The sequence below is a fragment of the Gemmatimonadaceae bacterium genome (genome assembly GCA_036504815.1).
In the GTDB taxonomy this organism is placed as follows: Bacteria; Gemmatimonadota; Gemmatimonadetes; order Gemmatimonadales; family Gemmatimonadaceae; genus PNKL01.
Map to the genome: position 1 here is coordinate 26,518 of DASXUN010000003.1, position 24,759 is coordinate 51,276.

Below are 24,759 nucleotides of genomic sequence, written 5' to 3' on the forward strand. Positions count from 1 at the left end.
TCAACAGCAGCGATTGCCGGGCTGCGAATAGCGCGCGGTCAGGCGCTCGCGATGAAAGTCGCGCTCCGAGAGCGGCTCCTGCCCCGGATGCTGCGTGCGCACGTGCGTGACGTACGCCTCGTAGTCGGGGACCCCGATGATCTTACGGATCACCGCCGCGACGCGCCGCGCGACGCCAAGGGCCGGCGCGGCGTCGCGATGCATCGGGTCGGCGCGTTCGGTCATGGCTTGGCCTTGCTTCCCGTGGGGCCGATGGTGCGTTCAAACAAGTCGAAGATGCGCGAGTACTCGTCCGTCCAGCTCGATGGGCGCACGAAGCCGTGATCCTCGACCGGGTAGACCGCAAGATCCCAGCCCGTCTTGCCGAGTTCGATGAGCCGCTGGGTGAGCCGCACGATATCCTGGAAGTTGACGTTCGTGTCCACCATCCCGTGCAGCATGAGCAGCGGATCTTCGAGCCCCTCGGCGTGGAAGATGGGTGAGGAACGATGATAGGCGATCGTGTCGTGCTGCGGCAAGGTGAGAATGGATCCCGTGTAGCCGTGGTTGTAATGCGCCCAGTCGGTCACGGAGCGCAGGGCGGCGCCAGCGCCGAACCGCTTGGGTTCGGTGAAGAGCGCCATGAGTGTCATGAAGCCGCCGTAGGAGCCGCCGTACATCCCGACGCGCTCGGGATTGATGCCGTACGTCTTCTCGAGCCAGCGTGACGCGTCCACCTGGTCCTGCAGGTCCCGACCGCCCATGAAGCGATAGATGGCGGTGCGCCAGTCACGCCCGTAGCCCGCACTGGCGCGATAGTCGAGATCGAGCACGACGTAGCCCTTGGACGCCAGATAGTTATTGAACATGAACTCGCGCGGATACTGGCTCCAGAAGTGTCCCACGTTGTGCAGATAGCCGGCGCCGTGCACGAAGATCACGGCCGCGCCGTTCGCCTTGGCTCCGATGTCCTCCGGGCGATAGACATGCGCGGGAACCGGCACACCGTCGGACGCCGGGATCATCACGATGGCCGGATCGATCCACTTGAAAGCGAGCCAGTCGGCGGCCTGCGAAACCGTGAGCTGGCTGGGTGCCGGTGCCTTGCACAGCGCGGCGGGCGGGCAAGCGGTCGCCAGGAACAGGTCGGGAGAGCGGAGCGTGGTCGAGAAGACGTCGGCGATCAGCTTCTCGTCGGGCGACGGCACCGCGCCGTGACCTCCCGCACCGACGGTGAGCCGCTGCCGCGCGCCGCCGGCGATGGGCATGCGGTAGTAGTCGCGGTCGAACGCTGAGACTTCGCTGGAGTGGAAGAGGAAGGACTTTCGGTCGGCCGAGAGCGCGACGTCGTACATCTCGAACTGCCCCGTCGTCAGCGCACGCCGGTCACTGCCGTCGGCCGCCACCGAGTACAGCTGTGCCCACCCGGTCGATTCGTCCACGAAGTAGATGCGGCGGTCGTCGTCGTAGAAGCCGGCGCAGCCAAAGGAGCACGGTCCGCCGACCCACGCGGTGTCACGCATCACGGCGACGGCCTTCAGCGTTCCGGTGGCCGCGTCAACGGTGGAGAGCTGGCGCGTCTTGAAGTTGCTGGCCGCGCCGATCACGAGCGCGGTGGTGCCCGCCTGGTTCCACGCGACGAGCTGCGAGTTGGCGATGAGCGAGTCGCTGTCGATGGAGCGCAGCCATTTCACGTCGCCGCGCGGCAGCTGCTGATAGCCAAGTCGCGTGCGCGGCTGCGCGTCGCCCACCTTGGTGCGATTGGGGATGTCCTCGGTGAAGCCCGACGCGGTGACGTAGTTCGGGACGATCCCGTTGCGCGCGTCGGAAGCCGCCGTGGTCGTGGTGAAGAGCACCGCGTTGCCGGCGGGGCTCATCAGGAGCTGCGCGAGCCGCTCGCCGGCGGCGAGGGTGACGGGGCGAATGCCCAGCGAATCGCGTGCGGCCGATTCCGCGCGCCGCACCGAATCGGCGGCGAGCTGGTCGCGGATGACTTCGAAGAGGATGCGCTGGTCGCGCTCGAGCGCGCCGCGCTGGGTGTCACCGCCGGCCCGGGCCCGCGCCGCATTCGCCTCGGCGGCGCGGATGTCCGTCAGCTGGCGCGTGGCGCCGCTCGTCAACTCGATGCTCCACGCATTGCCGTCGCGCACGAAGAGCACGCGCTGGCCGTCGGGCGAGAAGCGCGGGCTGTTCTCCGGCGCGATGGTCTCGGTGAGCCGGCGCGCGACGGACTTCCTGAGGTCCACGACGAAGAGGTCTCCGCGCACGCTGACCACTCGCTGCGTGCGGTCGGGGGACAGCGCGCCATCGGCGAGCAGCGGCGCGGCCGAATCGGCCTGCGCCTCACTGATGCGTTCGGGCCTGGCCCCCGCCTGCGCGCGCACTCGGAACGGCTTGAGCGTCTCCTTCCACGAACTTCCCGCCGGCAGCCACTGGAAGTAGATCCACTGTCCATCCGGCGTCCATCGCACGTTCGACGGTTCGCGCCCATAGAGCTCGGGGCCGCGCATGATATTCGCGATGCTGAAGTCGAACGTCGGTTGCTGCGCAGCGAGCGGCGCAGCGGTGAGGGCGACGAAGGCGAGCAGTCGGCGCATGACGCGGCTCTCAATAGAAGGGGAGAAGACGGAATTGTACGCCGCCGCCCGCGATCCCGCTGGCTCCCCCTTGACGACGGAGGGGGCCCCCCGCTAGTCTTCGCTCCACAACCGAAGTGCCCCGAGGTCATTTGCCGCGTATTGCTGCCTCGTTAAACAAGAGCTAAAAAGCGATGACCCGCGGCGTCACTGCTCCGCGGGTTTTCTGTTTTCTCTCTGTTGTTTCTCTGTTGTTTCTCTGTTTCTTCTCTCGATTTCATGTCTCACTCCCCCACCTATCTCATGCCCATGTACATGTGCCGCCTTCCCTTTCGAGGAGCTGGCCGGGTGGTGGCGCGCTACGAGGCGCCTCCGACGAGATAAGCGGACCGCACGTCGCTGCACTCCCCGGCCTTCTCCCTCGACGGAGAAGGCCGTTTTGCATAAGCCGCCCTCCCGTTCCTGCACGCGTCCCCCGGCCCCGCGCGCCGACCTCGCCCCCCGTTCCTCAGGAGTCCCGATGACCACCACCGCCCACGAGACCATCAACGACACCCCCGCCCTCGGCCTCGGCACCCGCACCGTTCACGCCGCGCAGGAGTCGGCCGATCCGGCCACGAATGCCCGCGCCGTGCCGATCTACGCGACGTCGTCGTTCGTCTTCAACAACGCCGAGCACGCGGCCGACCTGTTTGCGCTCCGGCAGTTCGGCAACATCTACTCGCGCATCATGAACCCGACGAACGACGTGTTCGAGAAGCGCGTGGCGGCGCTCGAGGGCGGCGTGGCGGCGGTGGCCACGGCCAGCGGCCAGGCGGCACAGACGCTGGCCATCCTGAACCTGGCGCAGGCGGGGGAGAACATCGTCGCCTCGAAGGCGCTCTACGGCGGCACCGTCTCACTGTTCTCGCATACACTGCCGCGCCTCGGCATCACCACGAAGTTCGTGGACATCCACAACCTCGACGAAGTGCGCGCCGCCATCGACGACAAGACGCGCGCGGTCTACGCGGAGACGCTCGGCAATCCGCGCCTCGACGTGCCCGACTTCCGTGCCGTCGCCGACGTGGCGCATGCCAACGGCCTGCCCTTCGTGGTGGACAACACCTTCGCGACCCCGATCCTCTGCCGCCCCATCGAACACGGGGCCGACATCGTCCTGCATTCGGCCACCAAGTGGATCGGCGGCCACGGCACGTCGATTGGCGGCATCGTGATCGACGGCGGCACCTTCGACTGGGGGAAGGCGCCGCGCTTCAAGGCGTTCTATCAGGACCCGGACCCCGCGTACCACGGCCTCAAGTTCGCCGAGGTCTTCGGCAATCTGGGCGGGGCGAACATCGCCTATGCCATTCGCCTGCGCGTGTCGCTGCTGCGCGACATCGGCGCGGCCCTCTCGCCGTTCAACTCCTTCCTGTTCCTGCAGGGGCTCGAGACGCTGCACCTGCGCATCGAGCGGCACTGCGAAAACGCGCTGAAGGTGGCGCAGTTCCTCGGGGAGCATCCGCTCGTGACCTGGGTCAGCTATCCCGGGCTGTCGAATCACCCGACGCACGCGCGGGCCAAGCGCTACCTGGACGGGGGCTTCGGTGGCGTGCTCACCTTCGGCGTGCGCGGTGGCGCCGACGCGGCGCGACGCGTCGCGTCGAGCACCAGGCTCTTCTCGCTGCTCGCCAACGTGGGCGACGCGAAGAGCCTGATCATCCATCCGTGGACGACGACGCACGAACAGCTCAGCGACGCGGAACGCGCCGCGGCGGGCGTGAGCGCGGACCTCGTGCGGCTGTCAGTGGGGATCGAGGATGTGGAGGACCTGCTCCGCGATCTCGACCAGGCGCTGCGGCGCGGCGCGGCGGAGGCCGCGTGAGTTCGTCCGGCCGCACTCCGCGCACGCTCACGCTGCCGTCGTTCACGCTCGAGTCGGGCGTCACGCTGCAGGCGGTGCGCCAGGCGTACCATCTCGAGGGCACGATCAACGCCGCGGGCGACAATCTCATCGTCGTACTGCACGCGCTCACCGGTTCGGCGGACGCGGCGGAGGGATGGTGGCGCGGACTGATCGGCCCCGGGTTGGCGCTCGACACCGAACGCTACGCGGTGCTGTCGCCGAACCTGCTGGGATCGTGCTACGGCTCGACGGGACCGAATGACTTTCCGGACGGGGCGTTCCCGGCCGTCACGCCGCGCGACCAGGCGCGTCTCGTCGCGCGGCTCGTCGAACATCTCGGCGTACGCGACGTTGCGCTCACTTGCGGCGGGTCGCTCGGCGGCATGGTGGCGCTCGAGTTCGGGCTCTCCTTCGCCGGGCGCATACGTGCCACCGTTGTCCTGGCTGCTCCCGCGGCGCATACGGCCCATGCCATTGCGTGGAATGCGGTGCAGCGCGCGTGCCTTGACCTGGGCGGCGCGCGCGGCCTCGAGTTGGCCCGGCAGGTCGCGATGATCTCGTTCCGCACCGAGCGTGAGTTCGAAGCGCGCTTTGGTCGCGCGACGCAGCCCGATGGGCGCTTTGCGATGGAGACCTACTTGGAGCATCACGGCCGGAAATTGGCGGCGCGATTTGACGCCGCCACGTATCGCACGTTGACGCGCGCCATGGACGCGCACGATGTCGGCCGAGGACGTGGAGGAGTGGGGCCCGCGCTCCGCGCGATTCCGGGCGCGCTCTTCGCCGTGGGCGTGCCGGGCGACCAATTGTACTCGGCGGACGTGGTGCGAGAGTGGGCGGTCCAGGCGAATGCCGAGTATCGCGAGCTGGAATCGCATCATGGGCATGACGCATTCCTGTTGGAGATCGATCAGGTGGGCGCCATCCTCCGCGAGGCGATCGCCGCCGGACAGGCGATGGCCAGCATTCCGGGCGAGCCGTTGGCGGCACAAGCGTGACGATCGCCCCTTACGTGTCGAGAACCGTGACCAGACCAACAATTAGCAAGTTCGGCGGCGCGGCGCTGGCCGACCTGTCAGCCGTCCAGCGCGCCGCGGCGATCGTCGCCGAGCACGGTGGCGACCAGCCCGTGCTCGTGGTGTCGGCCCTGAAGGACGTGACGGACACGCTGGCGGGCGTCGCGGCAGGGTCGCCGACCCAGGCGAGGCGCACGATTGCCGCGCTGGAGCGTCGCCATGTCGCGATCGCGCGCGGCCTGTCGGCGGAGGCGGCCCACCGCACGCGGCTCGAGGGCGAGCTCGGCGCGGTCTTCGCGCGCCTGCGCCGGGCGGCGACGCGGGCGCGACGCGGCCCGCTGAACGCGGCGGCAACCGACTTCGTGATGTCACGCGGCGAAGTGCTGGCGTCGATTCTGGTGGTCGCCGCCCTCGAACGGCGCGGGCTGCGCGCGTCGGCGGTGGACGCGGCGCAGCTGGTGCACACTGATGGCGTGCCCGGCAACGCATCGGTCGATGTGGAGGCGACGACGCGCGCGGCGCGGCGGCTGATCGCGCCGATGCTCCGGCGCGGCGAGATCCCCGTGATCCCCGGGTTCATCGGACGCGGCGCAAAGGGCGCGGTGGTGACGCTCGGACGCGGGGGCTCGGACCTGACGGCGACGCTCATGGCGCGCGTGCTGCGGGCGCGGGACGTGGTGCTGTGGAAAGATGTGCCGGGGCTGCTCACCGCTGACCCGCGCGTCGTGCCCGACGCGCGCCTCATACCATTACTGCACGTGCGCGAGGCGTCCGAACTGGCGTTTCACGGCGCCAAGATCCTGCACCCGCGCGCGCTCATCCTGCTTCCGGCCACGGCGCGGCTCTTCCTGAGGTCGCTGGCCGATCCGACGGCGAAGGGAACGGAGATTTCGACGTTTGCCGGCGTCGGCGCCCGCACGCGCGGCCGTCCAGAGCTGCCGGTGAAGGCGCTCGCGACGATCCGCGCCCAGGCGCTGGTGACGCTCGTTGGCAATGGGATGGCCGGTCTGCCGGGCGTGGCGGCGCGAGCCCTCGGCGCCCTCGACGCGCTAGGGCTCTCGGTGTCGCTCATCTCGATGGCGTCGTCCGAGCACTCGCTGTGCATCGCGGTGCCAAGCCACTCCGCGGCGGTGGTCGCGGCGCGCTGGAAAGAGGTGTTCGCCGCCGAGATCGCGCGCCGCGATATCGAGGGGGTGGAGGTACGCCGGCATGTGGCCACGCTGGCCATCGTCGGCCTCGGGATGGCCGGCACGCCGGGCGTGTCGGCGCGACTCTTCGACGCGCTGGCGGCCGCTGGCATCAACGTGATCGCCATCGCGCAGGGCGCGTCCGAAATGAACGTCTCGGTGGTCGTCGACGATGCGCAGGCGGCGCGCGCGCAGCGCGCGGTGCACGCGGCGTTCCGCCTCGACAAGATTGGAGGTGGCGGCGCCGAGCGCCGGCTGCACGCCGACGTGGTGGTGCTCGGCTTCGGATTGATCGGGCGGGAACTTGCGCTGCAACTGGCGCAGCGGCGCACGCCGGAGGGCGGCCGATTCCGGGCGCCGGTGCGCGTGGTTGGCGTGATCGATCGCAGCGGATACGTGTTCGATCCGCGCGGACTGTCGCCCAAGCGGCTCACATCGCTGGCCGAGGCGAAGGCGGCAGGCGCGCCGCTGGCGACGCTGCCCGGCGGCGTCCGCGCCAAGGACGCGGCCGCGGTGCGCGCGGTCGTATCGTACGCGCTCGAGCGTCCGATCCTCGTTGACGTCACCGCGTCGGAAACGTCGCCCGTGCTCGAGTCGGCGCTGGCCGCCGGCGTCGACCTGGTGCTGGCCAACAAGCGCCCGCTCGTGACGCGCCACAGGGCCGGCCGCGGACTGGCCACGCTCGCCGCCGCGCGCGGCCGCCGCCTGCTGCACGAGGCGACGGTGGGGGCCGGGCTTCCCGTGATCGACACCATCAACAAGCTCGTCGCGTCGGGCGACCGCATCCTCCAGATCGAGGGCTGCCCGTCGGGAACGCTCGGCTACCTGTTCAGCGAGATGTCGCGCGGGGCCGCCTTCTCCGCGGCACTGGGCGCGGCGATGGCGAAGGGCTATACCGAGCCCGATCCACGAGACGACCTCTCGGGGATGGACGTGGCGCGCAAGGCGCTCATCCTCGCGCGGCTGCTGGGCTATGGCGGCGAGCTCCCGGACATCGAAGTGGAATCGCTCGTGCCGCCGTCGTTGCGCGCGCTCCCGCTGGACGCATTTCTGGCGCGGGTAGGGGAGATGGATGCGGAATGGATGGAGCGGGTGCGGGCGGCGCAGTCGCGCGGTGAGGTGCTGCGCTACCGCATCATCGTGACGCCAAGGTCCGTGCGCGTGGGCGTGGTGGCCGTGGACGCGAGCAGCGCGCTGGGTGCGCTCGGTGGCACGGACAACCTTTTCTCCTTCCAGACGGCGCGCTACAAGACCAACCCGATGGTCATCACCGGCCCCGGCGCCGGGGCCGGCGTGACGGCCGCGGGAGTGTTCGCCGACGTACTCACCCTGGCTGAACAGCGGTGAACGGCACCTCGCTCGACGCCGTGGCCGTGCCGCGGTACACACGCATCCACTCGTAGATGGACGCGACCAGAATCACCACCACCGACGCCATGAAGAAGAGCGCGACACCGGCGTCGAGGCGGTCATTGAAGGCCATTCGCGCCACGTCCGCCGCGGTCTTCGCCCCGGCAGGCATCGTCCCCGCGGCGAACTGCGACTCGAGGAAGCGTGCGTGCGACAGGAAGCCAAGCTTCGGGTCGCTGGACCAGATCTTGGCCGTGCCGGCGCTCATCGTCACCACGGCCAGCCACGTCAGCGGGAGCATGGTGATCCAGGCGTAGCGCGCCTTGCCCATCTTCATGATCACCGTGGTGCCCAAGCACAGCGCCACGGCGGCGAGCAGCTGGTTGGCAATGCCGAACAGCGGCCACAGCGAGTTGATGCCGCCCAGCGGATCGGTGACGCCCTGGTAGAGGAAGTAGCCCCACATCGCGACAAAGACAACGCTCGCAATGACCGTGGCGGGATACCACCCCGTGCGGCCGAGCGGCGCCCACAGGTGCCGAAGCACGTCCTGCAGCATGAAACGTCCGACGCGCGTGCCGGCGTCCACCGTGGTCAGGATGAACAGGGCCTCGAACATCAGCGCGAAGTGGTACCAGAGCGCCATCGCCGTCGTGCCGCCGAGGACGTTGGAGAACAGCATCGCCATGCCGACCGCGAGCGACGGCGCGCCGCCGGTGCGGGAGAGGAGGGTCTGCTCCTGCACGTTGGCCGCAAGCTGGTGCAGCTGGGCGGGGTCGAGGACGAAGCCCCACGTCCTGATCACCTCGGCGGCGCTCTCGGCGGTCGTGCCGATGATGCCGGCGGGCGCGTTGATGGCGAAGTAGACGCCGGGGGTCAGCACGCACGCGGCGATGAGCGCCATCACGGCGACGAGCGACTCGGTGAGCATGGCGCCATAGCCGATGAAGCGCGTGTCGCTCTCGCGCTCGAGCAGCTTGGGGGTCGTGCCGGACGCGATGAGGGAATGGAAGCCCGAAATCGCGCCGCAGGCGATGGTGATGAAGACGAAGGGGAAGAGCTTGCCCGCGAAGACCGGACCGGTGCCGTCGATGAAGCGGGTGAGCGCCGGCATCTGGAGCGGCGGCAACACGATGAGAATGCCCACCGCGAGCGCCACGACGACGCCGATCTTCACGAACGCGGACAGATAGTCGCGCGGCGCGAGCAGCAGCCAGACCGGGAGGATCGACGCCGCGATGCCGTACCCGATGATCCACTTGGCCAGCTGCGGCCCGGTCAGCGTGAAGATCGGGGCGAGCGAGGGATCCTGCGCCACCCAGCGTCCGGCGTAGAGCGCCACGAAGAGCAGCACGATGCCGATGGCAGTGGTCTCCAGCACGCGCCCCGGGCGAATGAACTGGAGGTAGACGCCCATGATCATCGCGATGGGAATCGTCAGCCCGATGGTCACCGTCCCCCACGGGCTCTGTTGCAGCGCCTTGACGACGACCAGGGCGAGCACCGAGATGAGGATGATCATGATGCCCAGCACCGCGACGAGCGCCGTGGCGCCCGCGACGGGGCCGATCTCCTCGCGTGCCATGCGGCCGAGCGACTTGCCGTCGCGCCGCACCGACGCGGCGAGGATCACGAAGTCCTGCACGGCGCCGCCGAGCACGACGCCGACGATGATCCAGAGGGCGCCGGGGAGATAGCCGAACTGGGCCGCGAGCGTCGGGCCGACGAGCGGGCCGGGGCCGGCGATGGCCGCGAAGTGATGGCCGAAGACGATCCACTTGTTGGTGGGCACGTAATCGCGGCCATCCTGCAGTCGCTCGGCGGGGGTCGCGCGGTTTGCGTCGAGGGCGAAGATCTTCGACGCAATGATACGACTATAGAACCGGTAGCCGACGAGATAGGTGCAGACGGCGGCCGTGAGCAGCCAGGCGGCGTTGACCTGCTCGCCACGGGCGAGCCCGAGGTAGCCGAGGGCGCCGGCGCCCAGCGCGGCGATGGCGGTCCAGAGGAGTGCGGAGGTCCAGCGTGGCATGGTCGGCCCGGTGGAGGCGGGAAGTGACGACGGGAGAAGATGGGCATCGCGCGGGGGGTGGTGCAATGTCTACCTTTCGGAGTCCACCATTCCGGGGTCGAGAATGCGCCGTGTGCTGGTCCTCCTCGCGACTGTCGTTGCCTCGTTGCCGGCCCAGCAAAAGGGCGCGCCACCGACGCCGTCGGTCGCCCCGCTGGCGCAGTACACCTCGGTGAAGGTGGCCGTCGTCCCCGTGCAGTTCTATCTGGGCGACACGAACTTCGTGAAGCTGCCGGCGATGGCGATGCGCGCCGCCTTCGACAGCCTGGTGTCGGCGTCCATGGAAGAGCACGGGCTCAAGGGGACGTGGGCCTCGCCGTCCGAGGTGATTCGCGCGGCGCGGCGCAATGCCATGTATTCGAGCGATCCCCACAATCTCGGCGCGTTCCCGGTGCGCAACGGGACGGGGAAGGACGGGACGATCCCCGATCCCCTGGCGGCCAACCTGCGCCGGTTGGTGGCGCTGCACGACGCGCGGTACGCGCTGATGCCGGTCGAGCTGCGCGTTGATGGCGGTGCGGGCAGTGTCCGCCTGGTGGTGCGCATGCTGCTGGTGGATGCGCGCCTGATGAAGGCGCTCTTCCAGGTGGACCTCGCGGGCGAGGGGGCGGCCGCGTATTCGCCGGCCCTGCTGCAGAAGCTTGCCGCGCGGGTGGTCGAGTTGGCGGTGGCACCGTAGCCCGTCGGCCGCCCGCATGGCACGGCTGGTACACCTCTCGGACATTCACTTCGGGCATCCCGAGGTGCCGGCGGCCGTGGCCGCGGTCGAGCGACGCCTGGCGACGCGCCAGTGGGACGTGGTCGCCATATCCGGCGACCTGACGCAGCGCAATCGCCGGTCGCAGTTCGTGAAGGCGCGGGCCTTTGTGGAGAAGGCGCGCGCCGCGGCGCCCACCGTGGTGATTCCCGGCAATCACGACGTGGCGTGGTGGTGGTGTCCGTTCGGGCTTGGCGCGCGTCCGCTCATGTATCGTGGATATCGCCGGTGGATCTCTCCCGACCTCGAACCCACGCTGCGCGCGGCGGGAGCGACGGTGGCAAGCATCAACACGTCGCACGGCATCCAATGGTTTACGCAGACGGCGCGCCCGCGTGACCTGTCGGTGGTGGGGGCGGTGCGTCCTGAGCAGTGGACACGCGCGACGGACACGCTCGCGACAGCCGCGCCGGGCGACCTGCGGGTGCTGATGCTGCATCACAACGTGCTGAAGGGGACGCTATCGAACCGGTGGGGGCTGACGACGCGGGAACGCGGTCTCGATGACCTGGCGGCGACGGGCTGTGAACTCGTGCTGTGCGGGCACGATCACGAGGGGCAGGTGGAGCAGGTGGAGCGCGATGGACGGCGCTATGTGGTGTCGCAGGTGAACACCCTCTCGAACCGCGCGCGCGCGGGGCGGCCCGTCAGTTTCCACGAAGTGGAGTGGGATGCCGAGCGGATGACGGTGACGCGCCACGCGTGGGACGCGCCCGCCGCCGACTTTGCGCCGGCGCAGACGTGGGCCTTCGCGCGCTGATCGGCCGGCTGCGCGGCGCGCGCGCGAAGGCATCGCGCGACGCGGGGCAGCTGGCGCTGGAGTTCACCGCGGCGCCGAGGAGTGGCGCCGAGCTGCTGCTGCGGCTGCACGCCCTGGGACTGCGTGGCGTGCGGGCGATCACGCTGACGCGGAACCGTTCGGTGATGGTGAGCCTCACCGACGGGACGCTCCGGCTGCATCGCGCCTTCCTCGTCGCCCCCGAGGCGGTGCACCGCGCCATCGTGCGCTTCCTGATGTCGCCGCGTCGCCCCGACCGGCTTGCCGCGCGGCGAGTGCTGCTCGCATATCCGGTGAGCGAGGAAGACCGCCGAGCGCCGCGGGTGCCGGAGCGGACGCATCCCGACGACGAGGGGATCGCGGCGAAGCTGGCGGAGTGGCATGCCCGGTACAATGCGGAGCGGTTCGGCGGCGCGCTCAAGCGGGTGGCGGTGCGGGTGTCGCGACGGATGCGTGCGCGGCTGGGGCACTACGCACCGGCGCAACACGGCCGGCCGGCGGAGATCGCCATCTCGAGGCGCCACCTGCGTCGCCACGGTTTCGCCGACGCACTGGAGACGCTGTTGCACGAGATGGTGCATCAATGGCAGGACGAACAGGGGCATCCGCTGGGGCACGACCGGCGGTTCCGCGAGAAGGCGCGGGCGGTGGGGATTGCGGGGCGGGCGAAGCGGGAAGTCGATTAACACCGAGTACGACAGAGAACGACAGAGTACGACAGAGTGCGGCAGTCTCTCACGGACGGATGAGCCACCTATGACCCTTGCACGCATCGACTGGTTCATCGTCGCGGTCTACTTCCTGCTGAGCCTTGGCGTCGGGCTCATGTTCACCCGGCGGGCGTCGCGCTCCACGGAGAACTACTTCCTCGCCGGGCGCACGGTACCGTGGTGGCTGGCCGGCGTTTCGATCGTCGCCACGACGTTTGCGTCCGACACGCCGCTGCTCGTCACCGGCATCACGGCGCGCGGCGGCATCGCGGGGAACTGGATCTGGTGGGCGTTCGTGCTGTCGGGAATGCTCACGGTCTTCTTCTTCGCCCGCCTCTGGCGCCGCTCGGGCGTGATGACCGACGTCGAGTTCGTCGCCATCCGCTACTCGGGCCGCCCGGCGCACTTCTTGCGCATCTTCCGCGCCGTCTACCTCGGCCTGCCCATCAACGCCATCATCGGCGGCGCGGTGACGCTGGGGATGATCAAGGTTCTCAAGTCCACCACGGGCATCGACGAGTGGACGGCGGTGCTGGTCTGCATTGCGGTGACGGCACTGTACTCGACGCTCGGCGGTTTCATGGGCGTGCTGTGGACCGACTTCTTCCAGTTCCTGCTTGCCATGGCGGGATCGGTGGCGCTGGCGGTCTTCGCCGTGGGCGCGGTCGGCGGACTGAGTGGGCTCCAAAGTGGACTGGTGCAGGTGCACGGCGATGCGGCCACGTCGCTCCTGACCTTCTTTCCGCGCACGGACGGCGCGTACCTGCCGCTCATCACGCTGGCCGTCTTCCTCTCGGTGCAGTGGTGGTCGGCCGTCTATCCCGGCGCCGAGCCGGGGGGCGGGGGCTACGTGGCCCAGCGGATGTTCGCCTCGAAGGACGAGAAGTCGTCGCTTCTGGCCGTGCTGTCGTTCAACATCCTGCACTACACCGTGCGGCCGTGGCCGTGGATTCTCACCGGGCTCGCGTCCATGGTGTTCTACGCCGGGAACGCCGCGGTCACGGCCGATCCCGAGCTGGGCTACGTCAAGATGATGACTGACGTCCTGCCGCACGGATGGCGCGGCGTGATGCTCGCCGCGTTTGGCGCGGCCTACATGTCCACCATTTCCACCCAGCTCAACTGGGGGGCGTCGTACCTCGTCAATGACCTGTACCGGCCATACATACGGAAGGACGCGAGCGAGCAGCACTACGTGGCCATCTCGCGCGTGGCCTCCGTCATCATCATGGTCCTCAGCGCACTCGTCGCGCTCCGGCTCGGGCGGGTGACGCGCGCGCTCGACATCCTGCTGTCCATCGGGGCAGGCACGGGCCTTGTCTTCATTCTCCGTTGGTACTGGTGGCGCGTGAGTGCGTGGTCGGAGCTCTCGGCCATGGTGGCGGCGACCGCGACGTCGCTCATCCTGCAACTGGCGGTGGGTCCGGAGGGACTCGGACTCGGCACGACCGGGCGCGATTCGCAGATCTTCTTTGCCTATTCGATCCTCATCACCACGGCGGTGGTGACCGTCGTCTGGCTGACGGTGACGTTCGTGACCCCGCCCACCGACGAGCAAACGCTGGTGTCCTTCTTCCGGCGGACGCGCCCCTCGCGCCGGGGGTGGGAACACATTGCGGCGCTCGCCCCGGACGTACAGGTTGAGCGCACCGGCTGGGTGCCGCTTGGACAATGGGTGCTGGGTTGCCTCACCGTCTACCTGTCGCTCTTCGGGATCGGTGAGTTGCTGCTTGGCGGTTCGATCCGTGGCCTCCTGCTCATTGCGGCCTCACTACTGTGCGGATGGGGCATCCTCCATTCGTTGCGCGACCGTGAGGCGCTGCCGCCGTCTGCCACGCCTGACTCCTCAGTGCCATGACGGATCTCCATGCACTCGCGCAGCACCTCATCGACGGTCACGATGCCGACGTGGCGCGCCTCACGCGCGAAGCGCTCGATGCCGGCCAGGCGCCGGCCGACATTCTCGAGCAGGGGCTGATCGCCGGTATGCAGGTGGTGGGCGAACGCTTCCGCGACAACATCATCTTCGTGCCTGAGGTGTTGGTGGCGGCGCGCGCGATGAAAGCGGGGCTCGCCCACCTTGAACCGGTCCTCGCCGCCTGCGGCATCGAGCCGGTCGGGACCTTCGTCATTGGAACGGTCAAGGGCGATATCCACGACATCGGCAAGAACCTGGTCGGGATGATGCTCAGGGGCGCCGGCTTCAAGGTCGTTGACCTGGGCGTCAACACGCCGCTCGCGAAGTTCGAGGCCGCCATCGCCGAGCACCGTCCGGAGATCGTCGGCATGTCGGCGCTGCTGACGACGACCATGGGGCAGATGAAGGTCAACATCGACGCCTTCCGTGCGGCGGGGCACCTCGAGCGCATGCGCGTGATGGTGGGCGGCGCCGCGGTCTCGGAAGACTACGCGATGTCGATCGGCGCGCACGGGCACGGCAAGGACGCCCCGTCCTCGGTGACCGGCGCCCTCGCGCTGCTGGCCGAGGTGAAGGCGACGCGCCGGTGAGCGTCCGCATCCGGTTTCTTCCGGAGGATCGGTCCACGGTGTCGGACGGGCCGGTGGACCTCTTCCTTGCCGCCGCGCAGTGCGACATCTGGACCGAGCAGCCGTGCGGCGCGCGGCTGGCGTGCGGCAAGTGTCGCGTGCGGGTGGTGCACGGCGTCGCGAGGGTGACGACGGCCGATGAACGGTTGCTGACAGCCGCCGAACGTTCGGACGGCTGGCGACTGGGCTGCCAGTTGACGCTCGAGACGGACACGACGCTGCTGATCCCGCCGCAGTCGCGCAGCACCGCGGCCAAGTCGTTCGGCGATGCCGCACTGTTCGCGGACGGCATTGAACCGACATTCACGGCGGCGGCCTCGTCGGCAGGAGCGGGCGCCGAGGATGGAACGCCTTTGTATGGCGTCGCGGTGGACATCGGCTCCACGTCGCTGGCGGCCGCGCTCGTGAACCTCCGCACCGGCGCGGTACACGGCACGACCTCGCGCGTGAATCCGCAGGTGCGCTACGGCGCCGACGTGATTGCCCGCATTCACCACGCCCAGGAACACGCGGACGGCAACGGGCAGTTGCACGCCTGTGTGGTGCAGGCCATCGGTTCCATGATCGCCGACCTGACGGTACCCGGGCCGGTGGACGCGTCGCAGGTGATTGCCGTGGCCTGCGCCGGCAACGCGACCATGACCCACGCCGCCGTTGGCGCCGACATCACCCCGCTGGGCCAGGCGCCGTATTGCGGATCGTTCACCCAAGAGGTCCGGCAATCCGCGCGATCGTTCGGGTGGCCGGTAAGCGCGGACGCCACGGCGCTGTTCCTGCCGATGGTCGGGCATCATATCGGAGGCGACACGGTCGGCGCGATGCTGGCCTGCGGCCTCGATCGCGCCGAGGGATGGCAGCTTCTCATCGACCTCGGCACCAACACCGAAGTCGTGCTCGGCAGCACGCGAGGATTGTTTGCCACCTCCACGGCGGCGGGCCCGGCCTTCGAGGGGGCGAACATCGAACACGGCATGCGCGCCGCGCCGGGGGCAATCGACCGCGTGCGCGTGCTCGCCAACGGCCGGTTGGTGGTCGGAACCGTCGCCAACCAGCCAGCGCGCGGCATCTGCGGCAGCGGGCTGATCGATGCCGTCGCCGAACTCCATCGCGCCGGCGTGATCGCCGACAGCGGCTACCTGCGGAGCCGCGCCGAATGCGAGGCCGCCAGCGTGCACACGGCGCTGTTGGGACGGATCATCGAAGAGCCGGCGGCGCCCGGGGCCCAGCGACGCGTGCGGCTTGACCGCGATGTGACGCTCAGCGCGCAAGATGTACGGCAACTCCAGCTCGTGAAGGGATCCATCGCGGCAGGAATCGCCCTCGTCCTCGCGCACGCCGGTGTGCGCGCCGACGCGATCGACGCCATCCACATTGCCGGAGCCTTCGGGAGCTTCGTGCGCAAGGAGTCGGTGCAGGCGATCGGACTCGTGCCGGCCATCGATCCCGAACGCGTTCACTTCGTGGGGAATGCGGCTGGCGTGGGCACGCGGATGGTGCTGGTGGACGCGCGCCTGCGCGAACGGGCGCGCCGGATCGCCGAACAGTGCGCCTATCTCGAGCTCGCCGGGCACCCCGATTACCAGGACGCGTTCGTCGCGGCCATCCCCCTCGGAGAGCGGCCGTGACCGAGGCGGAACGCACGCGGGCGGCGTTCGCGGCGCTTCAGGCGGTGCTGCGTGACGTGGCGTCGAACGTGGCCGGGAGGATCGAAGAACGCTGTCCGTATCGGGCGCGCGACGAGCGCTGTACGTTTGCCGGCGGATGCGTCAACCAGCGCCGCGAGGCGCGACCGAACGCCGAGGATGGATGCTGGATCAGGTGCGGCGGCGATCAGCAGCTGCGGAGGCGGGGCGAATGAACGGTCGAGAACGGATGGAGGCCGCGATGCGGCTCGGCGTTCCCGACCGCGTTCCCGTGATGTGCCAGCTCGCGCTCGGGCACTACTTCCTGCACTCGGGGCTCGACGCCATCGAGATCTGGCACGACACGCCAACCTTCGCCGAGGCGCTCATCCGGCTGCAGCAGCGCTACGGCTTTGACGGCATCCTGATCAACCTGCCGGGGCGCGACCCGGCGTGGCGCACGGCGATCGCCAGGATCGATGTCCACGGTGACGAGCGGATCATCACCTGGAAGAACGGGTGGTACACGGCGGCGCCGCACGACGACAATCCGCACGTCTACCAGGCCGACGGCACGCGGCACTTCCCGGCCTTCGAGGAGATCGACCCCGACCGGCTGTTCTATGCGGAACCGCACGACGTCTCCGGCATCACGCATCCGTATTCGTGGGGTTTTGGCGGCGAGCCGGCCGAACCAGGGCCGGAATTCTTTCCGCCGTGGCATTACGGCACCATCCGAGAAGTCGTGCGCCGGGTCGGACGCGACGTGTCGGTGCATGGCGAGATCTTCTCACCGTTCGCGCAGTTCATGGAGTTGCTCGATTACACGAACGGCCTGATGGCGCTGATGGATGATCCTGCGAAGGTGCGTGCCTGCCTGGACCGCCTCGCGGACGGCGCCATCGAACTCGGCTGCGGCCAGGTGCGGGCGGGGGCGCACGCCGTGCTCATCTCGTCGGCGTTCGCGGGGGCCGGACTGATCTCGCGCGATCACTATGCGCAGTTCGTGCTGCCGTACGAGCGCAAGGTCATCGATGCGATCCATGCGCGGCATGACGTTCCCATCTACACGCACACGTGCGGCGCCATCGGCGACCGGCTCGACCTGATGGAGGCGACGCACACGCAAGGCATCGACACCCTCGATCCGCCGCCACTCGGCACGGTGGAGCTGGCCGAGGCCGTGCGGCAGGTGAAGGGCCGAATGTTCATCAAGGGGAACCTCGATCCGGTGAGCACCGTGCTGTTCGGCACGCCAGACGACGTGCGGGCCGCGGCGCGTGAGCGGTTGCGCATCGCCGGGCCCGGCGGCGGCTATATCCTGAGCACGGCCTGCTCGGTCTCGCCGGCGGCGCCGCCGGAGAACATCGCGGTGCTGCGCGAGGCGGTGGACGCGTGGGGCCAGTATGACGGCGCCACGGGGGGACTTCGCGAATGACCGAGCGGCTGCTCGACGCACTGCGCCGCGGCGCCACGTTCATCGGCGACGGCGGCATGGGGACCGAGTTGCAGCGCGCCGGGCTCGAGGCCGGCGGGTGCGGCGATGCGTGGAACCTGACGCACCCCGAGGAGGTGCAGGCAATCCACCGGCGCTACGTCGAGGCCGGCGCCGAGGTCATCCTGACGAACACGTTCGGCACGAACCGTTTCGTCCTCTCGCGCTACGACCTTGAGGGGCGTGCGGCGGACATCGCGCGCGCGGCGGCGATCAACGCCCGCGCGGCGGCGGAGAAGCGCGCGTATGTGCTGGGTGATATCGGGCCGTGCGGTGGCTTTCTCGAGCCGCTCGGCGACATCGGCGTCGCCGATCTCGCCACGACGTGGCGCGAAGTCATCGCGGCGATGCTCGATGAAGGCGTGGACGGCATCCTGTTCGAGACGATGACTGCGGTTGACGAGATCACGCTCGGCATTCGCGTGGCGCGCGAGCTTGGCGCGCCGCTGGTGGCCGCCTCGATGGCGTACGACCCGGTGCGCGGCGGCGGCTTCAAGACGATGATGGGCGTGTCGCCGGCGGATGGCGCGCGCAGTTGTCTCGCGGCGGGGGCCGACGTGGTGGGGGCGAACTGCGGGCGGATGGAGCCCGAGGAGTTTGCGTCCGTCGCGATCGAGATCCGCGGGAGCACGGAGGCGCCCATCATCCTGCAGCCGAACGCCGGGCAGCCTCGGCTCGTAGGCGATACGATCGTCTACCCGCGTGATCCGGTGTCGCTCGCGCCGGCGCTTGTGGCGCTGACACCCCACGCGGCGATCGTCGGCGGCTGCTGCGGCACGACCCCGTTGCATATCCGGGCCCTCGCCGACGCGCTGGGGTAGCGCGCCTCAGCACGTCAGTAGAATTGCCGCGCGTAGAATCAGGCAAATACCCGCGCAAATACTGGATATTTCCCTACGGCGTCGTCGCGTCCCGCCCGTAGCGTAAGCTCATTCTGCTGGCTCCCCCTTCCTGAGGCACGCTGTTGCGGCGGCGTGCGACCGTTTTGCCGTGGGGATACACAATGCGGATGAGACCAGTCCGGCTGACCATGGCCGGTGCAGCGGTGGCACTGATGCTTGCCGCGGCCTGCCGCCCCGTGGAGGATCATGGGGCGCGGTGGAGCAAGGCCAGAGGGCCCGCGGCGGTCAAGCCGGCCGAACCGTCGCCCGCGACCAAGGGCGCCAAGGCGACGGAGGTCGCCCGGACGGCGGCGCTGTATCCGGTGGCACCACCCCCATTCTCGGATGGCGTCTTCCCGTGCTCGGAATGCCACGGCAAGACCGACGTCGTCAACCGGACGCCCCATCCGGTGGAGTTCCACGAAGACATCGTGCTGCACCACGATGAGAAGAACCGCTGGTGCCTCGACTGCCACGACGCGCAGAACCGCGACAAGCTCCATCTGGCCGACGGCCGGCTGATCGACTTCACCGAGTCGTATCGCCTGTGCGGGCAGTGTCACGGCCCGACTCTGCGGAACTGGAAGGCGGGCGAGCACGGCAAGCGCACGGGGTCGTGGAACGGCGCCAAGCAGTACCTACTGTGCGCCAACTGCCACAGTCCGCACTCGCCGCATTTCAAGCCGATCAAGCCGAAGCCCGCCCCCATGCGGCAGGAGGCGATCAAATGAGAGAGCTCCCCACGCTCCCGCTGCCGGCGCCCGCGCCGCCGGCCGAGGGCTATTCGCGCCGCGAAGCGCTCGTCATGGGGCTGTTCGCGCTGGCCGCGGCGGCGACCGCGACCGGTTGCTCCGCCGCCGACAAGCTGGCGTACGAAGAGTTCGTGCAGAAGCACTTCAAGGACCTCTCGCCGGAGGAGCTGAAGGACCGGCTGGCCTCGATGGAGAAGCGGTACACGGAGCAGTTCGGCAAGGAGGTGAAGGTCAGCGCCACGCCGCCGATGCCCGGCGTGCTGTTCGGGTACGCGCTCGACCTGTCGCGCTGCATCGGCTGCCGGCGCTGCGTCTATGGCTGCGTGGAGGAGAACAACCAGTCCCGCGACCCGCAGACGCACTGGATCACGGTGCTCGAGATGGACAAGGAAGAGGGCGTGAACCTGCAGAATGCGAACGCGTTCTACGACCACGAGACGGTGCCGGCGCCGGGCAAGTTCTACATGCCGGTGGCGTGCCAGCACTGCGAGAACCCGCCGTGCGTGAAGGTCTGCCCGGTGCAGGCCACCTGGAAGGAGCCGGACGGCATCGTCGTGATCGACTACGACTGGTGCATCGGCTGCCGCAACTGCATCGCGGCCTGCCCGTACGGCGCGCGGCGCTTCAACTGGGGCAAGCCGTCGATCCCCAAGGACGAACTGAATCCGAACACCGAGTACCTCGGCAACCGGCCGCGCCAGCGCGGCGTCGTCGAGAAGTGCTCGTTCTGCCTGCAGCGCGTCCGGAAGGGGCTCTATCCGAAGTGCGTCGAGGTCTGTCCGGTGGGCGCCCGCAAGTTCGGCAACCTGCTCGATCCGGAGAGCGAGATCCGCTACATCATCGAGAACAAGCGCGTGTACATCCTCAAGGAAGAGCTGAACACGCAGCCGAAGTTCTTCTACTACTACGGGCTGTGAGGAGGATGCCGAGATGAATGTCCTCAGCAAGTTCGGCAGCTTCGTCACCGGCACCGCGCGCATGGCCTTCGTGGGCGGCAACCGGTACTACTACGCCTGGCTCGGAGTGCTGGCGCTCTGCATCGTGCAGGCGGTGTTCGCCTTCTCCCACCAGTTCCAGAACGGCCTCATCGTCACCAACATGCGGGACTCGGTGTCGTGGGGCTATTACATCGGCAACTTCACCTTCCTCGTCGGCGTGGCGGCTGCGGCGGTGCTGCTCGTCGTCCCCGCCTACGTCTACGACTGGAAGCCGATCAAGGAAGTGGCGCTCTTCGGCGAACTCCTGGCCGTCTGCTCGATCGTGATGTGCCTGCTGTTCGTGCTGGTCGACATGGGGCGGCCCGACCGCTTCTGGCACATCGTCCCGTTCCTCGGGCGCATGAACCTGCCCGGTGCCATCATGGCGTGGGACGCGGTGGTGCTCAACATCTACCTCGCCGTGAACCTGGTCGTGGCGAGCTACCTGGTGTACTGCGGCTACCACGGGATCCACTACAACAAGAAGTTCGTCTGGCCGCTGGTCATCTTCTCGATCCCGATGGCGATCAGCATCCACACAGTGACGGCCTTCCTCTACAACGGCATGGCGAGCCGCCCATACTGGAACAGCGCCATCCTCGCGCCGCGCTTCATCGCCTCCGCCTTCTGCTCGGGGCCGGCGCTGCTGCTGATCCTCTTCCAGATCCTGCGCAAGGTGTCGGCGTTCGAGATCAAGGACGAGGCCATCCACAAGGTGGCCGAGCTGATGGCCTACGCCATGGGCTTCAACCTGTTCCTGTTTGGCGCCGAGGTGTTCAAGGAGTACTACTCCAACACGCACCACCTGGTGCACTACGAATACCTCTTTGCCGGACTGCACGGCGAGCCATCGCCGATAGCGCTGTACGCATGGATGTCGCTGGCGTTCGCCGTCATTTCGTTCTTCCTCTTCCTGATTCCAAGGACGCGCCGGAACATCGTGACGATGAACATCGGCTGCGTGCTCATCTACGCGTCGGTCTACATCGAGAAGGGCATCGCCCTCATCATTCCGGGCTTCACGCCGGACCAGCTGGGGCAGGTCTACGAGTACGTGCCGAGCGCGACGGAACTGCGCGTGGCGGCGGGCGTGTTCGGCATCGGCTTCCTGCTCTTCACGCTGATGGTGAAGGTGAGCGTGGCGATTCTCTTTGAGCGGCCGCGGGCGGAGGGGGCGCACTAGGCGATGCGGAAGGATTGCCGCGGACTGCTGGCCGATGGCCGATGGCGGATGGCGGATGACAGCATGCTCCAGAGGCGGGCGACCCGGCAATTGCGTTAGTATTAGGGGTTGTCCAACCCTCGAATCTCTGCCCCGCCATGTCTGATTCGCTGCTGGGTTCGCCCGCGCTGAGGCCGCGCACGGGCGATCTCTACAACATCGACGCGGCGCTCACCGAAGAAGAGCGCGCCATCCGCGACTCGGTGCGCGCCTTCGTCGACGCGAAGGTGATGCCGATCATCGGCCAGTGCTACATCGACGGCCGGTTCCCCACGGAGCTGATTCCCGAGATGGGCGCGCTGGGCTACTTCGGCGCGAACCTTCCGGAGGAGTACGGCTGCGCCGGGCTCAGCAACGTCGCCTACGGCATCATCAACCAGGAACTCGAACGCGGCGACTCGGGCATCCGGTCGTTCTCGTCGGTGCAGGGCGCGCTGGTGATGTATCCGATCTTCACCTTCGGCAGCGAGGAGCAGAAGCGCCACTGGCTGCCGAAAATGGCGACCGGCGAGGCCATCGGCTGCTTCGGCCTCACCGAGCCCGATTACGGCTCGAACCCCGCCGGCATGATCACCCGCGCGCGAGAGCAGAAGGACGGCACGTGGGTGCTGAACGGCGCGAAGATGTGGATCACGAACGGCTCGCTGTCGCACGTCGGCGTGGTCTGGGCCAAGACGGAGGACAACGACGCCGAGGGCACGAGCGTCCGCGGCTTCCTGGTGCCGACGGGCAGCAAGGGCTACACGATCAAGGAAACCAAGGGGAAGCTGTCGCTGCGCGCCTCGATGACGAGCGAACTCGTCCTCGACGACGTGCATCTCCCGGCCGACGCCATCCTGCCGAAATCGGGCGGGCTCAAGAGCCCGCTGATGTGCCTCACGCAGGCGCGGTACGGCATCGCGTGGGGCGCCATGGGGGCGGCGCTGGCGTGCTACGAGGAGGCGCTCAGCTACTCGAAGACGCGCGTGATGTTCGACCGCCCGATCGGCGGGTTCCAGATCCAGCAGGTGCGCCTGGCCGACATGCTCACCGAGATCGTGAAGGGGCAGCTCCTGGCGCTCCACCTGGGACGCATGAAGGACGCCGGCACCTTCACGCCGCAGCAAGTCAGTCTCGCCAAGCGCAACAACGTCAACGTCGCCACCGACATCGCCCGCGAGGCGCGCCGTCTCCTCGGCGCCAACGGCATCCTCGCCGAGTACCACTCGATGCGCCACATGGCCAACCTCGAGAGCGTGTACACGTACGAGGGGACGCACGACGTGCACTCGCTGGTCATCGGGATGGCGGAGACGGGGTTGAACGCCTTCAAATAGAGAAACAACAGAGAGACAACAGAGAAACAACAGAGAGACAACAGAGAGCCAACAGTGGGCATCATCCTCTACTCCATTCCCTTCTTTTTCCTGTTGATCGGGATGGAGCTTGCCTACGCGGTCTGGTCGGGAAAGCATCTCCTGCGGCTGAATGACTCGATCGCCGACCTCTCGTGCGGCATCCTCTCGCAAATCAGCGGCGTCTTCACCAAGCTCTTCTCGGTCGGGATCTTCATCTGGATCGGTGAGCGATGGACGCTGCAGGGATGGTTCGGCGTCCCAGCCTGGCCCGCGGCGCTCCCGTTCTTCCGCGTCGACACCTTTCCGTGGTTTGGCGTTCGCGGTCCCGAATTCGCCAGCTGGGCGCTGGCGTTCGTGCTCGTGGACCTCGCGTACTACTTCAGCCACCGCTACGCCCACGAAATCAACCTGCTCTGGGCCGGGCACGTGGTGCACCACTCGAGCGAGGAGTACAATCTGGCCGTGGCGCTGCGCCAGAGTTCGCTGCACGGCCTGATGTCGTGGGTCTTCTATGCGCCGCTGGCCGTGCTCGGCATGCCGTGGCAGCTCTTCGTGGCGTGCAACGCGCTGAATCTCGTCTATCAGTTCTGGATTCACACGCGCGCCGTGGGCAAGCTGGGGCGCGTGGCGGAGTATGTCCTCAACACGCCGTCCCACCACCGCGTGCACCATGGCGTGAACCCGAAGTACCAGGACAGGAACTACGCCGGGGTCTTCATCACGTGGGACCGCCTGTTCGGCACATTCGTCGCCGAGGAGGAAGAGCCCGTGTACGGCCTTACGCGCGCGCTGCGCAGCTGGAACCCGCTGTGGGCGAACGTGCACGTCTTCTGGGAGATCGTGAAGGCGGTCGGGTCGGCGGAGTCCTCGCAGGAGCGGTGGATGTATGTCTTCGGGCCGCCGGGATGGCGCCCTGACCGGCTCGGCGGACGCGTCCGGCCGCACGAGGTCCGCGTCGAGACGTTCGAGCGTTACGACCCCAAGATCCCGGGCTCGCTCGCGGCGTATGGCCTGTTCCATTTCACCTGCGCGGTGCTGGCGACAGTGCTTCTGCTGGCCGGCGCAACGCGCCTGCCGGTGACACAGCTGGCGGCCGGCGGATTCTATGTTGCCATATCGCTGACGGCGATTGGCGGGATCTTCGAGGCGGAACGATGGGCGGCGCCGCTCGAGACGTCACGCCTTGTCGTGCTGGGCGCCGCCACCGCGGTGCTCTGGCGCATGCAGGTGGTGCCTGGGTGGTTTGCCGGGCTGACTGCGGTGGCGGTCGTCGGATCGCTGGCCTGGTTCATTCCGCGTCGCGGCTTCCTGACGGAAAACACGCCGGCGCCGGTGATGCAGTAGGGGCGGGCGGAAGGCGAAGGATGGGAGACGGGAGCTGGGTGGCTTGTCTCTCGGCAGTTTGTTCAGCAGACGCTCGATGCGGGGCGTAGCACTCGGTAGTACTCACTTGACACATCGATCCTCACAGGCAGGTGGCCTTTGACACACACCATTCGACGTTCACTGATACTTGCCGCGGCGTTTGCCGTCGCCTGCGGCAGTTCCGATTCCGATCCTTTCAAACAGAAGATCCCAGGCGATGGAATCGCGGCCATCGACACGGCCTCGCTG

20 protein-coding genes are annotated in these 24,759 nt (G+C 68.3%); 17 read left to right on the plus strand and 3 right to left on the minus strand.

Annotated features, from left to right (window positions below):
• Together VGJ96_00545 and VGJ96_00550 are read right to left on the minus strand one after the other, a co-directional pair.
• Positions 1–225, minus strand: coding sequence for a YbdD/YjiX family protein (locus VGJ96_00545; protein HEY3285588.1), 225 nt, complete (start codon positions 223–225; stop codon positions 1–3).
• Positions 222–2,576 carry a prolyl oligopeptidase family serine peptidase gene (locus tag VGJ96_00550; protein ID HEY3285589.1) on the minus strand — a complete coding sequence of 785 codons (2,355 nt, stop codon included), beginning with the start codon at positions 2,574–2,576 and terminating at the stop codon, positions 222–224. Before VGJ96_00550 ends, VGJ96_00545 begins: the two co-directional genes overlap by 4 nt.
• Positions 2,577–3,075: 499 nt before the next feature.
• On the opposite strand from VGJ96_00550, the gene VGJ96_00555 reads away from it, so the two are divergent.
• From VGJ96_00555 to VGJ96_00565, 3 genes are read left to right on the plus strand one after another with little or no spacing between them, the layout of a single operon-like run.
• Entirely contained in the window at positions 3,076–4,422 is a 1,347-nt protein-coding gene (locus VGJ96_00555) for an O-acetylhomoserine aminocarboxypropyltransferase/cysteine synthase family protein (GenBank protein HEY3285590.1), read from the plus strand.
• Positions 4,419–5,441, plus strand: coding sequence for a homoserine O-acetyltransferase (metX, locus tag VGJ96_00560; GenBank protein HEY3285591.1), 1,023 nt, complete (start codon positions 4,419–4,421; stop codon positions 5,439–5,441). The genes VGJ96_00555 and metX overlap by 4 nt, the downstream gene beginning before the upstream one ends.
• Before the next feature lie 26 nt (positions 5,442–5,467).
• On the plus strand, positions 5,468–7,993 hold the full coding sequence (locus VGJ96_00565) for an aspartate kinase (GenBank protein ID HEY3285592.1): 2,526 nt from the start codon (positions 5,468–5,470) through the stop codon (positions 7,991–7,993).
• Here VGJ96_00565 and VGJ96_00570 read toward each other — a convergent pair.
• Positions 7,971–10,028 carry a carbon starvation CstA family protein gene (locus tag VGJ96_00570; protein HEY3285593.1) on the minus strand — a complete coding sequence of 686 codons (2,058 nt, stop codon included), beginning with the start codon at positions 10,026–10,028 and terminating at the stop codon, positions 7,971–7,973. The two genes, VGJ96_00565 and VGJ96_00570, sit on opposite strands and share 23 nt — an antisense overlap.
• A gap of 103 nt (positions 10,029–10,131) precedes the next feature.
• Between VGJ96_00570 and VGJ96_00575 the strand changes: the two genes are divergently transcribed.
• The 14 genes from VGJ96_00575 (at position 10,132) to VGJ96_00640 (ending at position 24,489) form a co-directional block, all read left to right on the plus strand.
• Positions 10,132–10,746: a hypothetical protein gene (locus VGJ96_00575; protein ID HEY3285594.1), complete on the plus strand. Its 615-nt coding sequence runs from the start codon at positions 10,132–10,134 to the stop codon at positions 10,744–10,746.
• A 16-nt stretch (positions 10,747–10,762) separates the two neighbouring features.
• Positions 10,763–11,584, plus strand: a complete 822-nt coding sequence (locus VGJ96_00580) for a metallophosphoesterase (GenBank protein HEY3285595.1) — start codon at positions 10,763–10,765, stop codon at positions 11,582–11,584.
• A complete protein-coding gene (locus VGJ96_00585; GenBank protein HEY3285596.1) occupies positions 11,566–12,288 on the plus strand; it encodes a SprT-like domain-containing protein in 723 nt (240 codons plus the stop codon). The genes VGJ96_00580 and VGJ96_00585 overlap by 19 nt, the downstream gene beginning before the upstream one ends.
• Positions 12,289–12,358: 70 nt before the next feature.
• Positions 12,359–14,170 (plus strand): sodium:solute symporter family protein, encoded by a 1,812-nt coding sequence (locus tag VGJ96_00590; GenBank protein HEY3285597.1) that lies wholly within the window; start codon positions 12,359–12,361, stop codon positions 14,168–14,170.
• A complete protein-coding gene (locus tag VGJ96_00595) occupies positions 14,167–14,820 on the plus strand; it encodes a corrinoid protein (protein HEY3285598.1) in 654 nt (217 codons plus the stop codon). The genes VGJ96_00590 and VGJ96_00595 overlap by 4 nt, the downstream gene beginning before the upstream one ends.
• Positions 14,817–16,484: an ASKHA domain-containing protein gene (locus VGJ96_00600; protein ID HEY3285599.1), complete on the plus strand. Its 1,668-nt coding sequence runs from the start codon at positions 14,817–14,819 to the stop codon at positions 16,482–16,484. Before VGJ96_00595 ends, VGJ96_00600 begins: the two co-directional genes overlap by 4 nt.
• Positions 16,481–16,717 (plus strand): hypothetical protein, encoded by a 237-nt coding sequence (locus VGJ96_00605; protein ID HEY3285600.1) that lies wholly within the window; start codon positions 16,481–16,483, stop codon positions 16,715–16,717. The genes VGJ96_00600 and VGJ96_00605 overlap by 4 nt, the downstream gene beginning before the upstream one ends.
• Entirely contained in the window at positions 16,714–17,919 is a 1,206-nt protein-coding gene (locus VGJ96_00610) for a uroporphyrinogen decarboxylase family protein (GenBank protein ID HEY3285601.1), read from the plus strand. Before VGJ96_00605 ends, VGJ96_00610 begins: the two co-directional genes overlap by 4 nt.
• Positions 17,916–18,797: a homocysteine S-methyltransferase family protein gene (locus tag VGJ96_00615; protein ID HEY3285602.1), complete on the plus strand. Its 882-nt coding sequence runs from the start codon at positions 17,916–17,918 to the stop codon at positions 18,795–18,797. Before VGJ96_00610 ends, VGJ96_00615 begins: the two co-directional genes overlap by 4 nt.
• Positions 18,798–18,985: 188 nt before the next feature.
• Positions 18,986–19,588 carry a hypothetical protein gene (locus VGJ96_00620; protein ID HEY3285603.1) on the plus strand — a complete coding sequence of 201 codons (603 nt, stop codon included), beginning with the start codon at positions 18,986–18,988 and terminating at the stop codon, positions 19,586–19,588.
• Positions 19,585–20,526: a 4Fe-4S dicluster domain-containing protein gene (locus VGJ96_00625; protein HEY3285604.1), complete on the plus strand. Its 942-nt coding sequence runs from the start codon at positions 19,585–19,587 to the stop codon at positions 20,524–20,526. The genes VGJ96_00620 and VGJ96_00625 overlap by 4 nt, the downstream gene beginning before the upstream one ends.
• Before the next feature lie 13 nt (positions 20,527–20,539).
• Positions 20,540–21,769 carry an NrfD/PsrC family molybdoenzyme membrane anchor subunit gene (nrfD, locus tag VGJ96_00630; protein ID HEY3285605.1) on the plus strand — a complete coding sequence of 410 codons (1,230 nt, stop codon included), beginning with the start codon at positions 20,540–20,542 and terminating at the stop codon, positions 21,767–21,769.
• A gap of 137 nt (positions 21,770–21,906) precedes the next feature.
• On the plus strand, positions 21,907–23,124 hold the full coding sequence (locus VGJ96_00635; protein HEY3285606.1) for an acyl-CoA dehydrogenase family protein: 1,218 nt from the start codon (positions 21,907–21,909) through the stop codon (positions 23,122–23,124).
• 54 nt (positions 23,125–23,178) lie between these two features.
• Positions 23,179–24,489: a sterol desaturase family protein gene (locus VGJ96_00640; GenBank protein HEY3285607.1), complete on the plus strand. Its 1,311-nt coding sequence runs from the start codon at positions 23,179–23,181 to the stop codon at positions 24,487–24,489.
• Positions 24,490–24,759: the final 270 nt, after the last annotated feature.

Coding starts and splice junctions, on each gene's coding strand:
- VGJ96_00620 (HEY3285603.1), top strand. CDS start 18,986: ATGAGACCAGTCCGGCTGACCATGGCCGGTGCAGCGGTGGCACTGATG.
- nrfD (HEY3285605.1), top strand. CDS start 20,540: ATGAATGTCCTCAGCAAGTTCGGCAGCTTCGTCACCGGCACCGCGCGC.
- VGJ96_00550 (HEY3285589.1), bottom strand. CDS start 2,576: ATGCGCCGACTGCTCGCCTTCGTCGCCCTCACCGCTGCGCCGCTCGCT.
- VGJ96_00615 (HEY3285602.1), top strand. CDS start 17,916: ATGACCGAGCGGCTGCTCGACGCACTGCGCCGCGGCGCCACGTTCATC.
- VGJ96_00580 (HEY3285595.1), top strand. CDS start 10,763: ATGGCACGGCTGGTACACCTCTCGGACATTCACTTCGGGCATCCCGAG.
- VGJ96_00635 (HEY3285606.1), top strand. CDS start 21,907: ATGTCTGATTCGCTGCTGGGTTCGCCCGCGCTGAGGCCGCGCACGGGC.
- VGJ96_00595 (HEY3285598.1), top strand. CDS start 14,167: ATGACGGATCTCCATGCACTCGCGCAGCACCTCATCGACGGTCACGAT.
- VGJ96_00555 (HEY3285590.1), top strand. CDS start 3,076: ATGACCACCACCGCCCACGAGACCATCAACGACACCCCCGCCCTCGGC.
- VGJ96_00625 (HEY3285604.1), top strand. CDS start 19,585: ATGAGAGAGCTCCCCACGCTCCCGCTGCCGGCGCCCGCGCCGCCGGCC.
- VGJ96_00590 (HEY3285597.1), top strand. CDS start 12,359: ATGACCCTTGCACGCATCGACTGGTTCATCGTCGCGGTCTACTTCCTG.
- VGJ96_00570 (HEY3285593.1), bottom strand. CDS start 10,028: ATGCCACGCTGGACCTCCGCACTCCTCTGGACCGCCATCGCCGCGCTG.
- VGJ96_00545 (HEY3285588.1), bottom strand. CDS start 225: ATGACCGAACGCGCCGACCCGATGCATCGCGACGCCGCGCCGGCCCTT.
- VGJ96_00575 (HEY3285594.1), top strand. CDS start 10,132: ATGCGCCGTGTGCTGGTCCTCCTCGCGACTGTCGTTGCCTCGTTGCCG.
- VGJ96_00610 (HEY3285601.1), top strand. CDS start 16,714: ATGAACGGTCGAGAACGGATGGAGGCCGCGATGCGGCTCGGCGTTCCC.